The sequence below is a fragment of the Pandoraea norimbergensis genome, from assembly GCF_001465545.3.
Lineage (GTDB): Bacteria > Pseudomonadota > Gammaproteobacteria > Burkholderiales > Burkholderiaceae > Pandoraea > Pandoraea norimbergensis.
On the sequence record NZ_CP013480.3, the window covers coordinates 4,480,011 to 4,502,986 of the forward strand.

Annotated in this window: 18 protein-coding genes; 8 read left to right on the forward strand and 10 right to left on the reverse strand. The window is 63.6% G+C overall.

The window, feature by feature from the left end; translation table 11 throughout:
- Positions 1–350 precede the first annotated feature (350 nt).
- The 3 genes from AT302_RS19525 to apbC all read right to left on the reverse strand — a co-directional run bounded on the left by AT302_RS19525 (position 351) and on the right by apbC (position 4,540).
- Positions 351–2,645 (reverse strand): arginine/lysine/ornithine decarboxylase, encoded by a 2,295-nt coding sequence (locus tag AT302_RS19525; protein WP_058375436.1) that lies wholly within the window; start codon positions 2,643–2,645, stop codon positions 351–353.
- A 106-nt stretch (positions 2,646–2,751) separates the two neighbouring features.
- Positions 2,752–3,321, reverse strand: coding sequence for a dCTP deaminase (gene dcd / locus AT302_RS19530; protein ID WP_058375437.1), 570 nt, complete (start codon positions 3,319–3,321; stop codon positions 2,752–2,754).
- Positions 3,322–3,457: 136 nt separating this feature from the next.
- Positions 3,458–4,540 carry an iron-sulfur cluster carrier protein ApbC gene (gene apbC, locus AT302_RS19535; protein WP_058375438.1) on the reverse strand — a complete coding sequence of 361 codons (1,083 nt, stop codon included), beginning with the start codon at positions 4,538–4,540 and terminating at the stop codon, positions 3,458–3,460.
- 273 nt (positions 4,541–4,813) lie between these two features.
- Here apbC and AT302_RS19540 point away from each other — a divergent pair, with 273 nt between their 5' ends.
- Both AT302_RS19540 and metG read left to right on the forward strand, forming a co-directional pair.
- Positions 4,814–5,470, forward strand: coding sequence for an OmpA family protein (locus tag AT302_RS19540; RefSeq protein ID WP_058375439.1), 657 nt, complete (start codon positions 4,814–4,816; stop codon positions 5,468–5,470).
- A gap of 348 nt (positions 5,471–5,818) precedes the next feature.
- Positions 5,819–7,927, forward strand: coding sequence for a methionine--tRNA ligase (gene metG, locus AT302_RS19545; RefSeq protein WP_058375440.1), 2,109 nt, complete (start codon positions 5,819–5,821; stop codon positions 7,925–7,927).
- A 129-nt stretch (positions 7,928–8,056) separates the two neighbouring features.
- Here the strand turns inward: metG and AT302_RS19550 are convergent, their stop codons facing one another.
- On the reverse strand, positions 8,057–8,785 hold the full coding sequence (locus AT302_RS19550; RefSeq protein WP_058375441.1) for a class I SAM-dependent methyltransferase: 729 nt from the start codon (positions 8,783–8,785) through the stop codon (positions 8,057–8,059).
- Between the two features lie 47 nt (positions 8,786–8,832).
- Positions 8,833–9,294 (reverse strand): Lrp/AsnC family transcriptional regulator, encoded by a 462-nt coding sequence (locus tag AT302_RS19555; RefSeq protein WP_058375442.1) that lies wholly within the window; start codon positions 9,292–9,294, stop codon positions 8,833–8,835.
- 117 nt (positions 9,295–9,411) lie between these two features.
- Here AT302_RS19555 and AT302_RS19560 point away from each other — a divergent pair, with 117 nt between their 5' ends.
- Entirely contained in the window at positions 9,412–9,657 is a 246-nt protein-coding gene (locus AT302_RS19560; protein WP_058375443.1) for a DUF6356 family protein, read from the forward strand.
- Positions 9,658–9,733: 76 nt separating this feature from the next.
- On the opposite strand, the gene bamE is transcribed toward AT302_RS19560, so the two are convergent.
- The 3 genes from bamE to AT302_RS19575 form a co-directional block, all read right to left on the reverse strand.
- The gene (bamE, locus tag AT302_RS19565) at positions 9,734–10,270 is read right to left on the reverse strand and encodes an outer membrane protein assembly factor BamE domain-containing protein (RefSeq protein WP_058379795.1); all 537 of its coding nucleotides are present in this window, start codon (positions 10,268–10,270) and stop codon (positions 9,734–9,736) included.
- 147 nt (positions 10,271–10,417) lie between these two features.
- Positions 10,418–14,650, reverse strand: a complete 4,233-nt coding sequence (locus tag AT302_RS19570; RefSeq protein ID WP_084656341.1) for a translocation/assembly module TamB domain-containing protein — start codon at positions 14,648–14,650, stop codon at positions 10,418–10,420.
- A complete protein-coding gene (locus AT302_RS19575; RefSeq protein WP_058375445.1) occupies positions 14,650–16,380 on the reverse strand; it encodes an autotransporter assembly complex protein TamA in 1,731 nt (576 codons plus the stop codon). Before AT302_RS19575 ends, AT302_RS19570 begins: the two co-directional genes overlap by 1 nt.
- A 377-nt stretch (positions 16,381–16,757) precedes the next feature.
- On the opposite strand from AT302_RS19575, the gene AT302_RS19580 reads away from it, so the two are divergent.
- The 4 genes from AT302_RS19580 to panD all read left to right on the forward strand — a co-directional run bounded on the left by AT302_RS19580 (position 16,758) and on the right by panD (position 19,742).
- Positions 16,758–16,940: a DUF3460 family protein gene (locus tag AT302_RS19580; RefSeq protein WP_058375446.1), complete on the forward strand. Its 183-nt coding sequence runs from the start codon at positions 16,758–16,760 to the stop codon at positions 16,938–16,940.
- Between the two features lie 238 nt (positions 16,941–17,178).
- Positions 17,179–18,081: a segregation and condensation protein A gene (locus AT302_RS19585; protein ID WP_084656630.1), complete on the forward strand. Its 903-nt coding sequence runs from the start codon at positions 17,179–17,181 to the stop codon at positions 18,079–18,081.
- A gap of 263 nt (positions 18,082–18,344) precedes the next feature.
- On the forward strand, positions 18,345–19,181 hold the full coding sequence (gene panC, locus AT302_RS19590) for a pantoate--beta-alanine ligase (RefSeq protein WP_058375447.1): 837 nt from the start codon (positions 18,345–18,347) through the stop codon (positions 19,179–19,181).
- A gap of 147 nt (positions 19,182–19,328) precedes the next feature.
- The gene (gene panD, locus AT302_RS19595) at positions 19,329–19,742 is read left to right on the forward strand and encodes an aspartate 1-decarboxylase (RefSeq protein WP_058375448.1); all 414 of its coding nucleotides are present in this window, start codon (positions 19,329–19,331) and stop codon (positions 19,740–19,742) included.
- 402 nt (positions 19,743–20,144) lie between these two features.
- Here the strand turns inward: panD and AT302_RS19600 are convergent, their stop codons facing one another.
- On the reverse strand, positions 20,145–20,768 hold the full coding sequence (locus AT302_RS19600; RefSeq protein ID WP_058375449.1) for a ParA family protein: 624 nt from the start codon (positions 20,766–20,768) through the stop codon (positions 20,145–20,147).
- Positions 20,769–20,869: 101 nt separating this feature from the next.
- Positions 20,870–22,381 (reverse strand): cobyric acid synthase, encoded by a 1,512-nt coding sequence (locus tag AT302_RS19605; RefSeq protein WP_058379797.1) that lies wholly within the window; start codon positions 22,379–22,381, stop codon positions 20,870–20,872.
- A gap of 40 nt (positions 22,382–22,421) precedes the next feature.
- On the opposite strand from AT302_RS19605, the gene cobU reads away from it, so the two are divergent.
- Positions 22,422–22,973 (forward strand): bifunctional adenosylcobinamide kinase/adenosylcobinamide-phosphate guanylyltransferase, encoded by a 552-nt coding sequence (cobU, locus tag AT302_RS19610; protein ID WP_058375450.1) that lies wholly within the window; start codon positions 22,422–22,424, stop codon positions 22,971–22,973.
- The last annotated feature ends 3 nt before the right edge of the window (positions 22,974–22,976 follow it).

Consider the following 22,976-nt stretch of genomic DNA (forward strand, 5'->3'; position numbering starts at 1 on the left):
CAAGCATACCCTTAACGCCATCGATTTACACCGGGATCGGGGTGTTTGCCATCGTTTTCCCGGCATCTCGGCGGGATTTTGACGACATTGGGAACATTCGGGCAAAGCGGAGACACGCGTTTGGGCGATATCCGCAAGTTGCGATGCGAGAAAGCGGCGTATGGCCAGTGACAGCAGGCATCGGAATTCACTCAGGAAATCACTCAGGAAATCACTCAGGCAGCCGCTCAGGCAGCCGCTCAGGAGGCCGCCCAAAACGACAACACCCTGCGAACCAGATGGCTCGCAGGGTGTTGTGGGTGCCATCACAGCCCCGCGCACGGGCACGGGGCGGTCAAGGCAATCGCCGATTAACTGGCGTCTTGGCGCACGCAGTCCACGAAGTATTCCGGACGGCCGTCGACCTCTTCGACCACCAGACCGTGAATATCGGTGTGGAAGCCCGGGAAACGCTCGTTGAAGTCACGTGCGAAGCGCAGGTACTCGATGATCGCGGCGTTGAAGCGCTCGCCCGGAATCAGCAGCGGAATGCCCGGCGGGTACGGCGTGAGCAGCACGCTGGTCACGCGCCCTTCGAGTTCGTCGATCGACACGCGGTCGATCTGGCGGTGTGCCAGCTTCGAGAACGCGTCGGTCGGCTTCATCGCCGGCTGCATGTCCGAGAGATACATCTCGGTCGTTACGCGCGCCACGTCGTTGGCCTTGTACACGCTGTGAATCTGATCGCACAGGTCGCGCAGACCGATACGCTCGTAACGCGGGAATTTCGCCACGAACTCGGGCAGCACGCGCCACAGCGGACGGTTGTGATCGTAGTCGTCCTTGAACTGTTGCAGCTCGGTCACCATCGAGTTCCAGCGGCCCTTGGTGATACCGATCGTGAACATGATGAAGAACGAGTACAGACCGGTCTTCTCGACGATGATGCCGTGCTCGGCAAGGTACTTGGTGACGATAGCGGCCGGAATACCCGATTCGCCGAACTCGCCGTCCACGTCCAGCCCCGGCGTGATGATCGTCGCCTTGATCGGGTCGAGCATGTTGAAGCCTTCGGCCAGATCGCCGAAGCCGTGCCAGCGCTCGTTCGCGCGCAGCACCCAGTCGTCGCGCTGAATCGTGCCTTCGTCGCCCAGATTGTCCGGGCCCCAGACCGAGAACCACCACGAGTCGCCGTACTCGTTCGCCACCTTGCGCATGGCGCGGCGGAAGTCGAGCGCCTCGACAATCGACTCTTCCACCAGCGCCGTGCCGCCCGGCGGCTCCATCATCGCGGCCGCCACGTCGCACGAGGCGATGATGGCGTACTGCGGCGACGTCGACGTGTGCATCAGATACGCCTCGTTGAAGCGGTACGTATCGAAATTGCGTGTGTCCGCTTCTTGCACCACGATCTGCGAGGCCTGCGAGATACCCGCGAGCAGCTTGTGCGTGGAGTGCGTGGCGTAGATGGTCGCTTCCGACGAGCGCGGGCGGCCTTCGCCAATGGCGTGCATGTCGCGATAGAACTCGTGGAACGTCGCGTGCGGCAGCCAGGCTTCGTCGAAGTGCAGCGTGTCGATCGTGTTGCCCAGCACTTCCTTGATCATCTCGACGTTGTAGATCACGCCGTCATACGTGCTTTGCGTGATCGTCAGGATGCGTGGCTTGGCGTTCGGGTCGCGCTCCAGCACTTCGCGGGCGAACGGGTTGGCCTCGATCTTCGCGCGGATCACTTCCGGGTCAAATTCCGACTTCGGAATCGGGCCGATGATGCCGAGGTGATTACGCGTCGGCGTGAGGAACACCGGCACGGCGCCCGTCATCGTGATCGCGTGCAGGATCGACTTGTGGCAGTTGCGGTCGACCACGACGATGTCGCCCGGGGCGACGGTCGCGTGCCAGACGATCTTGTTCGACGTCGACGTGCCGTTGGTCACGAAGAACAGGTGATCGGCGTTGAAGATGCGCGCAGCATTGCGCTCCGACGCGCCCACCGGACCGTTGTGATCAAGCAGTTGACCAAGCTCTTCCACGGCGTTACAGACGTCAGCGCGCAACATGTTCTCGCCGAAGAACTGGTGGAACATCTGGCCCACCGGGCTCTTCAGGAACGCCACACCGCCCGAGTGCCCCGGGCAGTGCCACGAGTACGAGCCGTCGGCCGCATAGTGCGTGAGCGAGCGGAAGAACGGCGGCGGCAGCGAGTCGAGGTACGACTTGGCTTCACGGATGATGTGACGCGCCACGAACTCGGGCGTGTCTTCGAACATGTGAATGAAGCCGTGCAGCTCGCGCAGGATGTCGTTCGGGATGTGACGCGACGTGCGCGTCTCGCCGTACAGGAAAATCGGAATGTCAGGATTGCGGCGGCGCACTTCCTGCACGAACGCGCGCAGGTTGATGATGGCCAGCGCCAACTCGCCCTCGCCTTCACCGCCCGCTTCGCTCGAGAACGTGCCGAACTCATCGTCGTCGATCGACAGAATGAAGCTCGACGCGCGGCTGGCCTGTTGCGCGAACGACGTCAGATCGCCGTAGCTCGTCAGGCCATTGACCTCCATGCCCTCGGCTTCGATGGCCTCCGCCAAAGAACGAATCCCGGATCCGGAGATATTTTCGGAGCGGAAGTCCTCGTCAATGATGACGATCGGAAAACGGAATTTCATTGGCGTCCCTTCGACAAAAGAACGAGCCACGGTCCGACATGGCCGTGGCTCTTGGGCAGTGCAATAGAGAGGATGCTCACCGGCGGCGAGTCACTAGCGTAATGGGCTAGGTTTTCGGCAGCGTGACACCACGCTGTCCTTGATACTTCCCGCCGCGGTCCTTGTACGAGGTCTCGCAGACTTCGTCGGACTCGAAGAACAGCACTTGAGCAACGCCTTCGTTGGCGTAGATCTTGGCCGGCAGCGGCGTCGTGTTCGAGAATTCCAGGGTCACGTAGCCCTCCCATTCGGGTTCGAACGGCGTCACGTTCACGATGATGCCGCAGCGGGCATACGTCGATTTGCCCAGACACACGGTGAGCACACTGCGCGGAATGCGGAAGTACTCGACGGTGCGGGCCAGCGCGAACGAGTTCGGCGGAATGATGCAGACATCGCTCTCGACGTCGACAAAGGACTTCTCGTCGAAGTTCTTCGGATCGACGATCGTCGAATTGATGTTCGTGAAGACCTTGAATTCAGGCGCACAGCGGATGTCGTAGCCGTAGCTCGACGTGCCGTAGCTGACGATCTTCTGCCCGTCCTGGGAATAGCGGATCTGCGTCGGCTCGAAGGGCTCGATCATGCCGTGCGCTTCGGCCATTCGCCGGATCCATTTATCGGACTTGATGCTCATGTGTGGGCCTGAACTGGGGTAGTACGTAAAAAGTGGGCGTATTTTACGCGATTGTTGCGGTGCGGTGATTTTTTCACACGCACCGCCCGGCAGCCCGCCCCAACAGCCGCGCCGTCAGCCTGCGCAGTCAACCCGCTTACGTGTTCTGAACCACGATCGACGGGAACTTGCTCGTCATGTCCTTCTGCTTCGAGGCGATCTTCACCGCGATCTTGCGGGCAATGGCCTTGTACAGCTCGGCAACGCGGCCGTCGGGGTCACCCACCACGCTTGGCATGCCGGCGTCCGCGTGCACGCGGATGCTCATCTCCAGCGGCAGCTTGCCCAGCAGATCGACATCGAAGTCGTGGCTCATGCGCTCGCCGCCGCCCACGCCGAAGATCGGCTCTTCATGACCGCAGTTTGAGCAGATATGCAGGCTCATGTTCTCGATCAGCCCCAAAATCGGGACGCCAACCTTCTCGAACATCTTGAGACCCTTGCGCGCGTCAAGCAGCGCCAGGTCCTGCGGGGTGGTCACGATGACCGCGCCCGTGACCGGCACCTTCTGCGCCAGCGTGAGCTGAATGTCGCCCGTGCCCGGCGGCATGTCGACGATCAGGTAGTCGAGATCCTTCCAGTTGGTCTGGTTGAGCAGTTGCTCGAGCGCCTGTGTCACCATCGGGCCGCGCCACACCATGGGGTTGTCCGGCTCGATCAGAAAGCCGATGGAGCTGGCCTGCAAGCCGTGGCCGACCATCGGCTCGAGCGACTTGCCGTCCTTCGACTCGGGCTTGCCGTGAATGCCCAGCAGCGTGGGCAGCGACGGGCCGTAGATGTCGGCATCGAGAATCCCGACATTCGCCCCTTCGGCCGCCAGCGCGAGCGCCAGATTGACCGCCGTGGTGCTCTTGCCCACGCCGCCCTTGCCCGAGGCAACCGCCACAATGTTTTTCACATTGGGAAGGAGCTTGACGCCACGTTGAACGGCGTGCGCGACAATCTTCTGGCTGATTTCGACAGCAACCCGCTCTACCCCGGGCAGTTTGCCGACGGCGTCGGTGATGCGCGCGCGCATGGCTTCGAACTGACTTTTCGCCGGGTAACCGAATTCGATGGCGATGCCGACATGACCGTGCTCGGCGTCGACTCGTTTCACATACTTGCCGGCGACCAGATCCAGCCCCGTATCGGGGTCGACGATGCCTCGCAGTACGTCGTTGATTTGCGCTACTTCCATGTCGGTCTCTCGCTCTGTAGCGGCACGCGGACGGGCCGGCGCATCGCTAACAACTTGTAACATCCGTGGCGCGCGCTCTCGATTAGCATGCGAGGCGCACGTGTTTTGGGGAACCAGTCACCGTGGCAATCTGTCCTTGCCAGCGGTTGACACTCGGCACTATTGTAAAAGACGTCGCGCCGGCTGGCGTCAAAACCCATGCCAGGCGCGCGTGCTTCCGCGAAGTGCTCACGTGTGTCTCATCACAGCAAGCTAATCGAGAAGGAGCCTTATATGAATAAGAACACTCTGCGCGCTTCGGCGCTTGTCCTGGTCGCCGCCGCCATGCTGGCCGGCTGCCAGACGCCGCAGGGCACCAACACGGCGGTCGGTACCGGCGTCGGCGCGGCGGTCGGGGCGGGTCTGGGTAACCTCATCGGTGGCAACACGACGGGCACGTTGATCGGCGCTGCGGTAGGTGCCGCCGCCGGTGGTGCGGCGGGTTACAACTGGCAGTCCATCAAGAACACGCTGGGCGGCCACACGGCCGGCACCGGCACGCAAATTACCGAACGCCCGGACGGCCAGCTTCAGGTCAACGTGCCGAGCGACGTGACGTTCGATACCAACCAGTACGCCATCAAGCCCAATTTTGCTGCCGTGCTGACCGACCTCGCCAATTCGCTCAATCAGAATCCGGGCATTACGGCACGCGTGATCGGGCATACGGATAGCACCGGTGGCGACCGTATCAACATTCCGCTCTCGCAAAACCGTGCCAATTCGGTCATCCAGTTCCTGACGAGCCGCGGTGTTGCCGCGAACCGTTTGCAGGGTGTGGGCGTGGCGTCGAGCCAGCCGGTCGCGTCGGATGCCACGGCCGAAGGCCGCGCGCAGAACCGCCGCGTCGAAATTCTGCTGCAAGCCCCGCAGCAACAGGCCCCGCGCTGATCAACGCGATCGGTGCGGCGTAGCCGATGATGTGCCGGCCGCATGTTGCGCCGCAGCATCAAAAAGTTGGCACATCGGTTGAACTAATCCCGCGTCACGTCGCTCTGACCCTTCGGAAGTGCCTACCGTGGGCGCTTCCATCTCCTCTTTGTTATTGACGTTACGTGTGCCTAGTTATGCCGGAACCTGGTTCCGGCTTTTTTTTGGCCGAACGCTTTTCAGTCGAACCCTTTCTGGCCGAACCCGTTTGAAGCCGTTATTCCCGCCAAGTGGCCCCGTTTGGGCGGCAACGCGCCGCGCCTGCTAGAATCGTCCTTTCCCCGCCACTACAACCCACACGCAAACTCCATGTCCCGCCGCATTCTTGTCACCTCCGCCCTGCCGTACGCCAATGGCCAGATTCACATCGGTCACTTGGTGGAATATATCCAGACAGATATCTGGGTGCGGTACATGCGGATGCAGGGCCATGAGGTGTATTACGTGGGTGCGGACGACACGCACGGCACGCCGGTCATGCTGCGTGCCGAAAAGGAAGGCCTCACGCCCAAGCAACTGATCGAGCGCGTGTGGACAGAGCACAAGCGCGATTTCGACAGCTTTGGCATCTCGTTCGATAACTACTATTCGACGGATTCCGAAGAAAACCGCGAATTGTCCGAAAACGTCTATCTGGCGCTCAAGGAACAGGGGCTGATCGAGGCGCGCGATATCGAACAGGCGTATGACCCGGTCAAGGAGATGTTCCTGCCGGACCGCTTCATCAAAGGCGAATGCCCGAAGTGCGGCGCCAAGGACCAGTACGGGGACTCGTGCGAAGTCTGCGGCTCGACCTACGCGCCGACCGACCTGCTCAACCCGTACTCGGTCGTCTCGGGCGCTACGCCCGTGCGCAAGACCTCGACGCACTACTTCTTCAAGCTGTCGGACCCGCGCTGCGAGCAGTTCCTGCGCAAGTGGGTGGCAGGTCTCGCCCAGCCGGAAGCCGCGAACAAGATGAAGGAATGGCTGGGCGAAGACGGTGAGTCGACGCTGGCCGACTGGGATATTTCGCGCGACGCGCCGTATTTCGGTTTCGAAATCCCGGGCGCGCCCGGCAAGTATTTCTACGTCTGGCTCGACGCGCCGGTCGGCTACTACGCCAGCTTCAAGAACCTGTGCGCCCAGCGCGGCCTGAACTTCGAAGAGTGGGTCAAGCCGGGCTCGACCACCGAGCAGTACCACTTCATCGGCAAAGACATCCTGTACTTCCACACGCTGTTCTGGCCGGCGATGCTCGAATTCTCGGGCCATCGCACGCCGACCAACGTGTTTGCACACGGCTTCCTGACCGTCGACGGCCAGAAGATGTCGAAGTCGCGCGGTACGTTCATCACCGCACAAAGCTTCATCGACACCGGCCTGAACCCCGAATGGCTGCGCTATTACATCGGCGCCAAGCTCGGCAACACGATGGAAGACATCGACCTGAACCTCGATGACTTCATCGCACGCGTGAACAGCGATCTGGTCGGCAAGTACGTGAACATCGCCAGCCGCGCCGCAGGCTTCCTGCTCAAGCGTTTCGATGGCCGCGTCTCGGCCGACGCCATGCAAGCGCCGCTGCTCGTGCAGTTGCGCGGCGTGGCACCGCAGATCGCTGCCCATTACGAAGCGCGCGAATTCGGTAAGGCCTTGCGTCTGGTGATGGAACAGGCGGACGCCGTGAACGGCTACGTCGACACGGTCAAGCCGTGGGATCTGGCGAAGGACCCGGCACAAGCGGGCGCGCTGCATGAAGCCTGTTCGGTGTGTCTGGAAGCGTTCCGCCTGCTCACGCTGTATCTCAAGCCCGTGTTGCCGACAACGGCCGCGGCGGTCGAGCAGTTCCTGAGCATTGCCCCGCAAACGTGGCAAGACGTCGCCACGCCGCTGACCTCGGCCAGCGCCATCTCGGCTTACAAGCACCTGATGACGCGCGTCGAAGGCAAGCAGGTCGAGGCACTGGTTGCCGCCAACCGCGATTCGCTGCAAGCGACGGCGGCCCCGGCCGCAGCATCGGCTGACGCGGGCAAGGCGAAGGGCAAGGACAAGGCCGCCACAGCGGCAGCCGCCCCGGCGGCGGCAGACGACGGTGTCATCACCATCGACGACTTTGCCAAGATCGATCTGCGCATCGCGCGTATCGTTGCCTGTCAGGCCGTGGAAGGCTCGGACAAGCTGCTGCAACTCACGCTGGATGTGGGTGAAGCCCAGACGCGTAACGTCTTCTCGGGCATCAAGTCGGCGTATCCGCAACCGGAAGCGCTGGTCGGCAAGCTCACCGTCATGGTGGCTAATCTGGCCCCGCGCAAGATGAAGTTCGGTCTGTCGGAGGGGATGGTGCTCGCGGCTTCGGCCGCAAACGAGAAGGCCGAACCGGGCATCTACATTCTCGAACCGCACGACGGTGCCAAGCCGGGTATGCGCGTGAAGTAAGCACGAGCGCAATCGCCGCAACAAAGTCGTACCCGTCACCCCAAGCGCCGGAGATCATCCCGGCCTTGGGGTGAAGTCTTTTGGGGCGCTGGCGCTCAAGACATTGCCCCTCGCCCGCTGAGACAAAGCCTACGTGTGCGCTGAGACCATCAGCATCATGGGGCGCTCCAGTTCTTCGGCCAACGCCGGCATTTGCTGGATTTGCTCAGGCGTCGGCGCAAACTCCTCCACCCGCTGCAACTGAAAGCCCACACGCATCAGCGCGTTCAGCGTCGTGCCGAGCGTGCGGTGATACTTCAGCACGCCCTTGGCAAACCAGTCAGTGCGGCGTTCGCCCTCAATGCTGTAGCCGTTCACCGGCCACGTCTTGCGCCCGTCCGCTTCGGCCAGCCAGTGGGGATGGGCTGCCGCCATGAAAATCGGATGTTCGACAGTGAACACGAGATGTCCGCCGGGCGCGAGCGACTGATGAAGATGCTTTGCCAGACGGTCGAAATCGCGAACGTAGTGAAAGGTCAATGCGCTGTAGGCGACGTCGAAGGCCGCCGCAGGCAGATCGAGCGTGTCGAGGTCGGCAATGCGGTATTCGATCGCAGGGTCGGAAGTGTCCGCCCTCGCCCGCGCAATCATGTTCTGCGACAGATCGAGCCCGAGTACCGACGCCGCCCCTTGCTCGCGCATCCAGCGCGAGGCCCAGCCGAAGCCACAGCCAAGATCGACCACGCGCTTGCCGCGCAGGTCCGGCAGCATCGCCCGGATGGCCGGCCACTCGGGTGCGCCGTCCAGTCCCAGCACTTGCCGGGGTAGCTGGCTGTAGCCCGTAAAGAAATCCGGGTTGTCGTAGATGTTCTGTGCCATGTCGGTATTTCCGGTCAAGCCGCTGGCGTGAGCAAGGCAAGCGACGCCTAGCGCAAATGCTCCACTGGCAACGCTGTGGTGAATTTCACCGTCTCCATCGAGAAACTGGCGCTGATGTCCTGCAAATCGGCTACGCGGATGAGCTTCTTGTAGAAACGATCGTAGGCGGCGATATCGGGGAGATACACCTTGAGCAGATAGTCGATGTCCCCCGCCATGCGGTGAATCTCGACGATTTCCGGGAGTTCGCGCGCGCCGGAGACAAACCGCACCATCCACTCTTCGCTGTGTGTCGCGGCCTTGATGAACACGAACGCCGTGACGCGCAAATCGAGTTGCTGCGGGTCGCACAGCGTGACCTGCCCGGTGATCACGCCGTTCTCGCGCAGGCGTTGCACGCGCCGCCAGCAGGGCGTTGGCGACAGGTGCACGGCTTCGGCCAGCTCCCCCAGCGAACGCGAGGCATCCACTTGCAGGTTTTCGAGAATCGCTAGATCAGTTTTATCCATGATCGCCACATGAAGGGAAAAATTTTCTCAATCCTACTCGATTTGAGCCAAACTTTGAAAGCCTTTACCTGTGGCTGCCCGGTAGACTGGCCAGACATTTCGAAAACGGGCGATGCCATGAAAATCTTTACCGAACACCCCGCTTCCGTCGGCGAAAACTACGCCCAGCATATGGGCTCTGCCGTCTCGTTCGCGTTGCCGTTGCTCGGCGCCGGCCTTGCGTGTCTCGTCCATGCGCTGCTGCCGTTCGCCTTCGAGAAGACCGGCAGCAAGATCATCGTGCGCTTGCATGAGCGGATGGTGACGCATCGCCATCGTCATGGAGCAGCGCCCGCGCAACCCGCTCAGTCCACGCCGGAATAAGCGAATCCAGCAAATCCAACGAAAAGACCGGGTCTCGTGGATCGAGCCAATCACTCAGCCTCGATCCACCCGGCGTTCAAGGCCGCTCCGACGCCGGGTCGGGCGAGCGTGACGTCACCGTTACGCGGCCATCCGGGCCGAAGTGCGCGTTGAACATCCCCGCCGTATTCACACCGTCTTCGAGCCAACGCCAGCTCCACACCACTTCCTTCTTGAGCCGGTACTCCGCGACCGTGGTCGGTTTGCCGAGCAAACGACGCACATCGTCCTGCGACATCCCCGGCTGCACCTGTTCGAAGTTCTCTGCCGTCAGCGCCTGCGTGACGGCGCGCAGCTTGCCGTCGGGCGCGATATCGACCATGTACGTACGCAAGCCACCGGGCGCACGCGGATACTCCAGCCGGCGCGAGCCGTCGCTGTTCTCCCACACGATCTCGGGCTTGCCCATCTGATCGCGCACCTGCGTCTCGGTCGTGACACCCGGCTTGAGATCGCGCAGCAGCATGTCGTCGGGCTTGACGGCATTGAACGTATCGCGCGCTTTCTCGCGCACCTTGTCGATTTGCTGCTGATCGCAGCCGAACAGGCCCAGCAGACTCGCGAACAATCCCATGGCGACTCCCCAACGAACGCTGCGGCGCAGACCCTGCGCCGGTTGAATCGAATTACGCGACGTCATCATCGATGGCACCTCCCTCTTCTACGTTGCGCCGTGCGCTCACCGCTGCCTCATTGCTTTGCCTCGGCGCCCACACGGACATCAATCGAAACGACGGTTGAACAGCACGTCGAAGCCCGACAGCGAACCGGTACGCAGCGCCAATTGCCAGCGGCGCGACACCTGCCACGTGATCTTCACGATACTCGCCGAGCTCGTCAGTCCTTGCTCGAAACCGAGCGCGAAGTTGTCCGAGATCGCCTTGCCCACTTTCACCACCTGCTCGTCGTCCGACAGGCCCGACTCGCTGGTGCCGATGCTGAATTCGTCGATCCCCAGATCCTTGATGATGCGCTTGCCGCCCGTCGCGCCCAGCAGCACCGTCGCCGCACCGGCCATCGCCTGACGCTGGCCGAGCCCGGCGCCATCCGGACCGTGGCCGAACATCAGCCACGAGAGCTTTTCTTCGTCCGACACACTCGGCTCAGACACCAGCGACACGCGCGGCTGACGCACCGTGCCCGTCACCAGCACGCCCGCCGCCACTTCCTGATTGCGGCGCATGGCCTGAATGTAGAGGTCCGGGTTGTCGAGCGGACCGACAAAGTTGATCTGACCGCGCTCGATAGCGAGCTTGCGGTCAAACGCCTCGTAGGTGCCCTCGGCCACCGTGATCGTGCCCGTGGCACGCATCGGCGACAGCGGCGCGCTCTGCACGTGCATGCTACCGCGCAACAGCAGATCCGCCCCTGCGCCGACAAAGCGGAAGTCGCGGCCCAGATTCAGTTCGATATCGATGCGCGGCGAGAAGCGGCTCGCGGGTTTCGCACTGATGCGCGCGGCCTCTTCCTTCGGATCGAGCGGCTTGCTGCGCGACTGCGCGCCACCGCGCACGACGAGCACGTCGTCGCCCAGCTTCGGTGCACTCGTCGGCGGCAATGCGAAGCGGGCCCGATCGACGGTGAACTTGCCGGTCACCGACATCGTGTCGCCACTGCCCACTGCCTTCGCGTCGCCCGTGAGCGAAAGCTGGCGATCCGGGGCCGCAAACAGTTGCAGCTTGTCGGCGGCGAGCGTGATGCCCAGCGTCGGTTCGGGCGTGTCGATCCGAATACCGCCCGTGGCGCGTGCCGTGCCGCCACCGCCGCCGGTGAAGACCACATCGCGCAGCACGATCTCCGACGGTGTAAGGGCAATGCGCACGTGGCCATCCTTCACGCTCACGCCCGTATCGAACATCTGTACCGACAAGTCGTCGGCGGTCAGTTCCCCCGTCGGACGCGGCTTCGCCACCGTGCCCGCCAGCGTCATCTGCAAGTTCGCGCGCCCCTTGAAGGCAAACTGCGCACCGGCCAGATTCTCGAACTTGGAAATGTCCGGGATGACCATCGCCACACGGCCGGTGAGCGGCGCGTCGTCCGGCAGGCTCGGAATACCGTCGGCGACACGCAGGCCGGTCTGCACGTCGGCGTCGAGCGTGCCGATCAGTGCCGACGCCGCCTTCACCGTCGCGCGCGCCGACTGTCCGGACAAGTCGATGCGCGCACGCATCTCCGAGATGCCCAGTGGCACGCGTGCGCCGATGCCGCCCTTTTCGGCACTCAGTCCCGGAATGCCGGTGATGGTGACCTTCACGTCGTCGTTGACGCCCCCACGGCGCAGCGTCACGTCACCGCTGCGGCGCACGATTTCGACGAAACCGTCGGCCCGTTGCGCCATGCTCACATTCCATTTGCCATCGAGCACCAGATCGCTGGCCAAGGCCGGTTGCTCACCGGTGAAGGATGCGACCACGCGCAACACCTGACCGATATCGAGCGTATCGATGGTGCCGGCCGTCTTCAGTTGTCCCGCGCCGTAATCGAAGTTCGTGAGCGACAACGCGCCGACGCCCGTGACGAGCTTCGCCGCGCCCAGATGCACGCGCTCCGCGCTCGCTTCGACTTGCCACGGCGAAGCGAGTGTCAGCTTCGGCATGCCCCGGTTTTCCAGCGCCTGAATCGTGCCGCGCCAGCCCGGTTTGCCACGGGTATCGGTCACGGCACCTGCGGCATCGACGTTCAAATCCAGCGGGGCTTCGCGCAACTTGCCTGCGGCCTTCAAGTGCAGCGTGTGGGCACCTCGTGTGCCCGCCAGCGCCACCGACAACTTGTCGAGACGCGCCACGTCGCTCGCGAAGCCATTGCCATCGAGCGTCACATTCAGGCGATCGCCCGGCGCGCCGGGCAGCCCGCCGCTCACATCGACCTTACCGGCAAGGTGATCCAGCTTTTGTGCGCCGAACACCAGTTTGTCGGCGGCAAGCGTTGCCACCACCGCCGGACGCTCGATCGTGCCCGAGACCTGTCCATCGAGTTGCAGACGTCCCGCTAATCCGAAGCCGAGTTTGTCGAGCGAGGGCGCGTCGATGTTCACGGCCATCTTGTCGCCTGCGGCGCCGAAACTGCCGCGCAACGCAACCTTGTTGCCCGCGACGAGCAAGTTGGCATCGCTGGGCAGCAATCGCTTGCCTGCCACCTTCACGGTGCCCGTGCCGCTCATTGGCAGGTCAGCATAGACGCTGTCCTGTAGCGCGAATTTGAGCGTCACGCCCAACTCGGGCCGCAACACGCCCTGCGCGTCGAACTGGCCGGTAACGCTGGCCGCAGGCGGCTTGGCCGCGCCCTTCTTCGCGTGCGCGGCGTCGTAGAGGTCGTACCAAGCCGCCGGATCGAAACGCGTCAGCTTGAGTTGCGCCTGATACGCACCGGTGTCGCCGTTCTCCAGCACGCCGGTGGCCGCTGCCTTGCCCTGTCCGGCATCGAGCGAAAGGGTGTGAATCGTCGTGCCCTTCGCGTCGAGTCCGACGTCGGCCAGCACGCGACGCGTCGCATCTCGCCAGTCGAGCACGATGCGCTGTCCAGTGGCGTCGAGCTTGATGTTGAGCGGCCCCGAGAGTTTCGTCGCAGGCAACTTGCCGTAAAGCGCGCGCAGATCGAGGTCTTGCATCGCCAGCGCAAAGCCACCGACGGTGACCTCGGCAGGGGCGTCACCGGCGGCCGCCGTGTGGGCGCTGGCCGCCGACGCCAGCGATGCCGATGCCGATGCCGATGCCAGCGCCGGTGCCGACGCGGTGGCGGCGACCTTCTCGCGACGCACGTCACCGCTGCCGGTGAGCAGCGCACGTCCGGCGAGCTTCAGTTCGATGCCTGTGAGCGCCTGACGCGTCGCGTCGAGCAATACCTCGGCACGCAAACTCTCGACCGGCAGCAATTCCGCATCGATCGCGCCGGGTTTCGCATTCGTCACCGAGACCGGCCCCAGCACGCGGAACTCCTTGGCGCCCGGTGCCGGTCGAAGATCGGCATTCACGGCGAGATCGGCTTGCGGCGCACCGGCAGAAAAGTCGCGCGGGTTCAGGTGATCGAGCGCAATCTGCGCTCGCGACAGCGGTACCGCACCGAACGGCGCCGCGGCAATATGCGCCGTGCCGTTGAGCTTCTCACCGGTCGCGACCAGATCGACGATCAATGCATCGAGCGAACCCGACAGGTCCGCCTTCAACGACACGGGGATATCGCCCGCTTTCGCTTGCAAACCGATGTTGCCGCCCAGTGCGAACGGGCGTTGCCCGTTCAATTGCAGATTCGCTTCGGCCTCGCCATAAGGTGTGCCGAGGTGTTCGATCTGCACGGTGTGCTGCGTGCCGTCACTGCGCGCCGCGACACGAATGTCGTCGAGCACGAGCGCTGGTGAATCGAGCGTGAGTTTCGCCACACGCACGTCGTTCAGCGTGAGGCCTAGCCCGAGTGGCAGACGCAAGCTGGTCGGCATCACCGTCGGCTTGTTCGACGGCGGCGACGGCGCAAACGCCAGCGCCACGTCACCCGCATGCAGCTTGTCGACGGTGAAATGCAGCGGACGCAGCGACAGTTGCCAGCGGCTTTCGAGACGGCTCACCGTGATGCGCGTGGCACCGTCGAGGTAACGCACGTCGTTCACCGTGAAGCCGTGCGCAAAGCTGCCGCTACGCCAGTCGCCTGCGAGCTTGCCGCCGAGCGAGGAGACCGCCGTCTGCCAGAGCCAGCGGCTGCCGCGCTCGGAGGACATCGCCCACAGCAACGCGCCGATGGCCAGCACGACGATCAGCAACAGCGTGAACAGCACGCCCGCGAGCCAACGGCCCCAACGCCTGCGCGGTGGCGGGGACACAGGCGGTGGCGTATTGGACGACGGCGGCGATCCACCCGTGCCGCCAGCGCCCCCGGCGCCCGATGGCGCGGCAGGTGCAAGCGTAGGTTCACGCTCAGCCGGTGGCGGCGAAGACATCATGGAATTGAGTGGCAAGGTCGTCATCAGAAGGCCACTCCCAGCGAGATCGACGGCCGGAACTGACGATCGTTGACGCCGTAGCCGAGATCGACGTTAACCGGCCCGACCGGGCTGCGCCAGCGCACGCCCAGACCGACGCCGTGATAAAGCGGCGTGGGGTGACGATAGTCGTCGGTGGCCGTGCCCACATCCCAGAACGCCGCCCCGCCCCAGTCGCGCGTGAACCAGCGTTGATATTCGAGACTGCCGGTGCCGAGGTATTTCGTCGGGAACGTCGTGCCGTTCTGCTGCCGCCCGAGGCTCTGGTACGTATAACCGCGAACCGACGACGTGCCGCCCGCGAAGAACAGCAGCGACGACGGAATGCGGTTGCTGTTGCCGTTGGTGATCACCGCGCCCAGTTCCAGCCGCGCAATGACGATATCGCGCTGGCCGACCGGGAAGTACTGGCGAATGCGGCCATAGACACGGCCGAACGTCTGATCTGTGAGCACCGGTTTGGCCGCGAAGCCGATCTGCGTATTGATGATGTTGCCGGTGCGCGGGAAGATCAGGTCGTCCACGTCGCGCCGTGTCCACGCGAAGGCCGGTACGAGGGCTTTGTTGACGAAGCGCGTGCCGCCGTCGGGGCGTTCATCCGTGTGATAGAAGTCCAGCGAATAGGCCCAGTCGTAGCGCTCGCGCGAGCGGGCTCGCTTGATGCCGACTTGCAGCGCACGTTGATCCAGACCGTTCAGGTCCGTGCGGTCGTACGAACCGCGCAGGCTGTTCGTGTAGGCGTCCGGGTCCGGTGGCATGGCCAGTTCGGCGTAACCGCCCTGCCGGAATTGTTCGAGACGCGCCTGCGTGTCGAACGTCCACGCACTGCCGAACACGTTGTAGTACGAGTAGCGGCCGTTGACGCTGCCGCCGGTGTCCGTCGTATAGCCCACACCGCTTTGCACACGCTGCGTGGGGAATTCGTTCACCCTCACCTCGACCGGCGCGTTCTCCGCCTTGGTCGGGTCTTCCGTCACCGAGATGATCACGTTCGAGAAGTACGGCGTCGCCTGAATCTGGCGCTGCAACTCTTGCAACCGGCCCGCATCGAACGCCTCGCCCACCGAGAGCGGGTTCACGTTGCGGATGATCTGCTCCGGATAGCGGCGCGTGCCGGTGATGATCAGCGGCCCGAGCGTGAACGGCGGGCCGCTGTCATAGGTGGCCGCGAGCGACGCGGCGTCGTTATCGGCATCGACCACGGCGCGCGAGAACGTCATCTTCGCCGCGTGGTAGCGCTTCTGGCCGAGATTGAACAGCGTGTCGCTCTTCGCCTTGTCCCAGTCGGCCTGCCGGAACGGTGTGTCTACCGGCAGCCCCCAGCCGTTGCGCAGTTGCTCGACGCGTTGCGGGTCTTGTTCAGCGATGGGGCCGGTGAACTTCAGGTCCACGTCCTTGATATGGGTGCGCGGGCCCGAGTCGACCGTGACATGCACGTCGCGCTTGCCGTTGATCGTGGCCACGTCCACGTGGGTGACCGGCGAAAAGTAGCCTTCCGTGGACGTGAGTTCCTGAATTTGCTCGCCGATTGTGGCGATCAGATGCTCGAACTGCGCGTCGCCGATGTCATCTCGGTCGGCGTAGCGCACGAGGTCGAGGTTCGCGTTCAGCAGTTTGGCGAGGCCATTGGGGGCGTCCACGCGAACGCGATAATCGGCCCGGGCGAGCGTGGGCAATGCGAGGGCGCAGGCCAGCGCGACGAATACGGCACGCATCCGGCGCATTGGGTGCATCTGGCGCCTGGCGTGCAAGGGGCGCGCGCGCGACCGACGGCGTGCGTCGTAGCCGGGTTTGATCTGTGCGACGGTCAAAACCTTCCTTATTGTCATGGCATCCGCCGCCGATACTTTGGCGTGCGGCATATCGGCCTGTTCGGATGATGCTTATGGGCAATGCGCATGAAGCGTATTGCCGTATTTGACCATATCCCCGGTGTCACTTCACCCACGATGCCCAAACCGGCCCAAACCGGTCCGAAGCGACGCGTGGCGACCGGTTTGCGGTAGAATCAGCGTCGTTTGGCACGGCTGCGGCTGTGCCGCTTTGCTGATTGCAGGCCGAATTGCCTGCCTAATTTTTGCGCAGACCGATCATGTACGAGTCCGACATCACCCAATTCATCAACCAGTTGAAGAGCGAGAAGCCGACGCTGGAAGCCGAACAGCGCCAAGGCCGCTCCCTGCTGTGGGACAAGCAACCGATCGATATGGAAGAGCGCCGTCGCGCCCAACAATCGCGCGTTGCCCAGCAGCCGTACGTCTACCAGAGCGAGTAAGCCGTGCCGGCGGGCTTGATGCGCGGCCATTCCAGCCATTAGCGCCATCGCCCGCCACGCCAAGCGCCCTCCCGCCTACCACCGCCAGCCCTGTATCGCGTTGAATCACACCACGCCTGACGATCCGTCGCAAACGCCCGAGCCCGTCCCCGAGACCGCGCCGGCGCCTTTGCACGTCGATCCGCCGGTCGATTCAACGGATGAGTCCGAAGTGGCCGAAGTGACCGAGGTCGCGAACGTGACCGAGGCGCCCGCCAGTGCCGGGGCCCCGCCCCGGGCAGCAAGCGGTGCCGTCGAAGGCAAGGCCGCAGAACTGCCGGCGCCCCCCGAAGGACAGGACACCACGCCCGACACCGTCGACGGTGTTGCGCGGGCGCGTCTGTACGGCGAGCCGTTGTTCGCGATGCCGAACGACCTGTACATCCCGCCCGACGCACTCGAAATCTTCCTCGAAGCCTTTGAAGGCCCGCTCGACTTGCTGCTGTACCTGATTCGCAAGCAGAACTTCAACGTGCTCGACATTCCGATGGCGCAGGTGACCAAGCAGTACCTGCTCTACGTCGAACAGATCCGCACCACCAACCTTGAGTTGGCGTCGGAATATCTGCTGATGGCGGCCATGCTCATCGAGATCAAGTCGCGCATGTTGTTGCCGGTCAAGAAGGCCGACACTGGCGAAGAAGCGGAAGATCCGCGCGCCGAACTCGTCCGCCGTCTGCTTGAGTACGAGCAGATGAAGCTGGCTGCGCAGAAGCTCGACACCTTGCCGGTGTTGGGCCGCGACTTCCTGCGCTCGCAGGTGTACATCGAGCAGAGTCTGCAACCGCGCTTCCCCGATGTCGATTCCGAGGACTTGCGCGCGGCGTGGGCCGAAGTGCTGCGCCGGGCCAAGCTGGTCCAGCATCACCGGATTTCGCGCGAAGAGTTGTCCGTTCGCGAGCACATGAGCCAGATTCTGCGGCGTTTGCAGGGTGCGCGGTTCATGGAGTTCAGCGAGTTGTTCGACGTCGGGCGCGGCGTGCCGGTCGTGGTGGTCAACTTCATCGCCATGCTGGAACTGGCGCGCGAGTCGCTGCTCGAGATCACGCAGGCCGAGCCGTTCGCGCCGATCTACGTGCGCCTCACTTATTCGCCGAACTGAGTCGTCGTACTGAGTCGTCGTACTGAGTCGTCGTACTGAGTCGTCGTACTGAGTCGGCAAACCGAGTCGCCCAACTGCGGCATCGAACTTAGCCACCGGGACGAGTCCGCTGATGGAGGCCTAGCCGGGCTTGTGGTTTTGCGCACGCCCGTTGAGATTTCCTCTACAATCCCCCGGACGTTTTGGCGGCCAGGCTCCAATATCGGGCCAAGCGCACGCCAAAGCTCGACGTAACCCACACGTACGCCACGCACGGAACCTCAATGAAAGTCATCCCCTCGATTCACGAACTGCGCGATCAACTGCGCGGACAGAATCGCGTTGCCTTCGTGCCCACGATGGGCAATCTCCATGAAGGGCATTTGTCGCTGATGCGACTCGCGCGCCAGCACGGTGACCCGGTCGTGGCGAGCATCTTCGTCAATCGTCTGCAATTCGGGCCGAACGAAGACTTCGACAAATACCCGCGCACGATGATGGATGACGTCGAGAAGCTCACGCGCGAGAACGTCTACGTGCTCTTCTCGCCCGACGAGAAGGAGATGTATCCCGAGCCGCAGGAGTATCGCGTCGAGCCGCCGACCGATCTGGGCGACATTCTCGAAGGCGAGTTCCGCCCGGGCTTCTTCAAGGGTGTGTGCACCGTCGTCACCAAGTTGTTCTCCTGCGTGCAGCCGCGCGTGGCCGTGTTCGGCAAGAAGGATTACCAGCAACTGATGATCGTGCGCAGCATGTGCCGACAGTTCGCACTGCCAATCGAAATCATTGCTGCCGAGACCGTGCGCGCCGACGACGGCCTTGCGCTGTCCTCGCGCAATCGCTACCTGTCCGAAACCGAGCGCGCAGAAGCGCCTCAGTTGTATCGCCTGCTGGGTCAGATTCGCGACGACGTGGTCAGCGGCAAGACCGATTACGAGGCGCTTGAAGCTGCCGCCATGCAGACCTTGCGCGAGCGCGGCTGGGCACCGGATTACGTGTCCATTCGCCAGCGTGCCAATTTGCGCGCACCGGCCCCGGGCACTGCACCGGCCGACAGTCTCGTCGTGTTGGCTGCTGCCAAGCTGGGTGCAACGCGACTGATCGACAATCTGGAAATCTGAATCCGAGTGCCGGCAACGACTGGCGTCTGACTGCGCGGTGTCGCAGGGCGGGCGAGAGGCGAGGCTGGCAGATATCGTGCGCGTGTCGGATGCGCGTGCTTAATTCGTCGCGCGGAGTGCGCGACATTGCAACACAAGAGGCAAGCCATGTACCGCACCATGCTCAAGTCGAAGATCCACCGCGCCACCGTGACGCATTGCGAATTGCATTACGAGGGCTCGTGCGCCATCGACGAGAACCTGCTTGAAGCGTCGGGTCTGGTCGAGAATGAGCAGATCGACATCTTCAACGTCAACAACGGCGAGCGTTTCACGACGTATGCCATTCGTGGCGAGCGCGGCAGCGGCATGATTTCGTTGAACGGCGCGGCGGCCCGTCGCGCGCAGTTGGGCGACATCGTGATCATCGTGTCGTATGCGCAGGTCGACAACAAGGATGTGCTGGCGGGCTTCAAGCCGCAGCTCGTGTTTGTTGACGAGAAGAACGTGCAGAAGGGCGAGCGCGATCACGTGCCGCTGCAAGCGTGGGAAGAAACCCGCGCCTTCGACGCAGCAAAATAAACAAGAAGTAAGAAAGCGCAGCACAAAAAAACCGGCCGAAATGGCCGGTTTTTTGTTTCAGGAAGAGAAACCCAAAAAGACGCCGACAGCAAGCGCGGTTGCAACGGACAGGGGGAGATGAAACGAGTCGACGGCGCGCCCGACCGTTTGCAGATGCGAAGTGACGCAAATGGTTGGGCGTGTCGGCGACCGACCTTGAGGGTGGAAGCACGGGGCATGGGGAGGTACAGGGGGGTTAAGCGCAGGGGTGGGTGGCGACGGACAGGGGGAGGATGACGAGCCGCCGGTGCGCTGCCCGTTTTCCAAAGCGAATTACGTGGAGCGACGAAAACGGGTAGCGTGCCGGCGGCCGACCGAGAGACTAGGCGAAGGGGGGGAGAGCGCGAGCGATCCTACCCAGCCTTATTCACCTACAAACTTAACGATCCCCTGCCACTGCGGCAGATCGCGTTCAACACGGCTGGGAGCAACATCCCACAGCGTGAGCCCGTGCGCGGCGAGTTGCACGTAGTTTTGCGTATCGCGCAGCATACCGAGCACCGGCAATCCGGCTTCGTCGCAATAGCGGGCGAGTTGATCGGCGGCGCGGGTACGGGCATCGACACGCATGCCAACCACGCCGATACGCACGTCGCCCTGACGGACCGCCTTCTCTTCCTGAAGTTTTTGGAGAAAATCGCGCGTCGCGAGGATATCGAAAATTGACGGTTGCAACGGCACCAGCACATGATTGGCGAGTTTGAGCACCGTCTCCAACCGTTTGCCGTGCAGACCGGCGGGGGTATCGAGCACCGCGTGCGTCGTGCCCTTGGGCGGACGGGCAACCTCACTATGATCCACGTCCCAAGTCGCAATGGGCCGTAGCGCCGGCGGACGCAGCCCCAGCCAAGCCCGGGAGGACTGCTGGCGGTCAGTGTCGCCCAGCATCACCGCGTACCCTTGAGCGGCCAGATAGCCGGCCAGATTCGTTGCCAGCGTGCTCTTGCCCACGCCGCCTTTCGGATTCGCCACCACGATCACCGGCATTACGCACTCCCCGAGGTCGATTTTCCGCACATCTTACAACGGCTGCGTGACGGCTTCCGGCGGCAACCGGCGGCATGTCTCAGGCGCTCAGCCCGCCAGCCTCACCGCAGACACCCCCACACACGCGGCAAATCCAGATGCGCAGCGAACGAATCGGCAAGGCGATCCAGCGACGCCTCGCGCAGCGCGTTGTAGTCCTGCGCTTCGATATCGCGTGCGCCGGCCCATGTCAGCAGCGCTTGCAGGGCTTCCGGAGTATCGAACAGGCCGTGCAGATACGTGCCCATGACCTGATCGTCCGCCGAGCGGGCGCCGTCGGGTACTTCGCCGCCCTCGCCTGCCAGCAGCGCCGCCGGACGCGCCAGCGCCGCCCCGCGCGTCACGCCCATATGGATCTCGTAGCCACGCACCGGTGCGTCGCCCGCGCTCAGACGTCCGCTGACCACGCGCAACTGCTTCTGCGCCTCCATCGTCGTCTCGATTTCCAGCCAACCGAGGCCCGCCGTCGTGCCCGCATCGCCTTCCAGAGCGTCCGGATCGTGAATCGCTGTCCCGAGCATCTGCAAGCCGCCGCAAATACCGAGCACTTTGCCGCCGTAACGCAAGTGGCGCGCAATTGCCGGCTCCCAGCCCTGCGCCCGCAGCCACGCCAAGTCGGCACGGACATGCTTGCTGCCCGGCAGAATCACAAGATCCGAGGGCGGCCACGGCTCGCCCGTACTCACATAGCGGAAGTCCACTTGCGGATGCGCCCGCAACGCGTCGAAATCCGTGTGATTGCTGATACGCGGCAGTGCAGGCACCGTCACGCGCAAACGCGTCTCGCCGCTGGCCGCCGTGTGACGCTCGCCGGGGAGCATGTCCTCGCCATCGAGATGCAGCCCGTGCAGATACGGCAGCACTCCCAATACCGGAATTCCCGTGCGCGCCTCCACCCATTCCAGCCCGCTCGTGAGCAACGACGGATCGCCGCGAAAGCGATTGATGACAAACCCCTTGATGCGCGCGCGCTCGCTGTCCGACAAACACGCCAGCGTACCGACCAACTGCGCGAAGACGCCGCCCCGGTCGATGTCCGCCACGAGCAACACCGGCGCATCGACGGCTTCGGCAAAACCCATGTTCGCGATGTCGCGCGCTCGCAGATTCACCTCGGCCGGACTGCCCGCCCCTTCCACGATCACGGCGTCGTAGCCCGTGCGCAGCCGCTCATACGCGGCCAGCACGGCCGCCATCGCGCGCGGTTTGTATTCCTGATAAGCCCGCGCGTCGAGATCCGCCACCACCTTGCCGCCGATGATCACCTGAGCGCCGCGGTCACTGCTCGGCTTGAGCAGTACCGGATTGAAGTCCGTATGCGGCGCAATACCCGCCGCTTGCGCCTGCAACGCCTGCGCGCGCCCGATCTCGCCGCCATCGGCCGTCACGGCGCTGTTGAGCGCCATGTTCTGCGGCTTGAACGGCGCAACGCGCACGCCCTCGCGATAGAGCAGCCGGCAGAGCCCGGCCACCACCGTGCTCTTGCCCGCGTCGGAGGACGTGCCCTGAATCATCAAGGTGCCACGGGGATGGCGCAAGGACAGCGCGCTGGAATTGGCAGGGATTTCACTCATGGTGCGGATTATCGCATCGGGCGCTCGTACAATATCGCCCATGAGTGCCCACGACCTGACTTTCGTGCTGGGTGGCGCGCGCTCCGGCAAGAGTGCGTTCGCCGAACGCCTCGCCTCGGAGAGCGGCCTGCCAGTCAGCTATCTCGCCACCGCTGCGGTGAGCGACGAACCCGAGATGCGCGCCCGCATCGCGCACCATCGATCCAGCCGGCCAGCCCACTGGCCCACCGTGGAAGTCGGCCGCGATCTCCCCGGTGCCGTGCGTGAAACCGCCCGCGAAGGACGCTGCCTGCTCATCGACTGCCTGCCGCTGTGGCTGGCCGGGTGGCTCTGCCCGCCTGACGACGGTCCTGACGCGCCAGCAGACGACACACAATGGCATGACGTTGTGAACCAACTGGCGCAGGCGCTCGCGACCGCCCCCGGCAAACTCATCGTCGTGAGCAACGAGATCGGACTCGGCGTGATCCCGATGGGCTCGCTCACGCGACGCTATGTCGATGAACTCGGCCGTCTCAACCAGCGCGTTGCTGCGCTGGCACCGCAAGTGCGATTTGTCGTCGCCGGCCTGCCCATGGCCGTCAAAGGATGATGG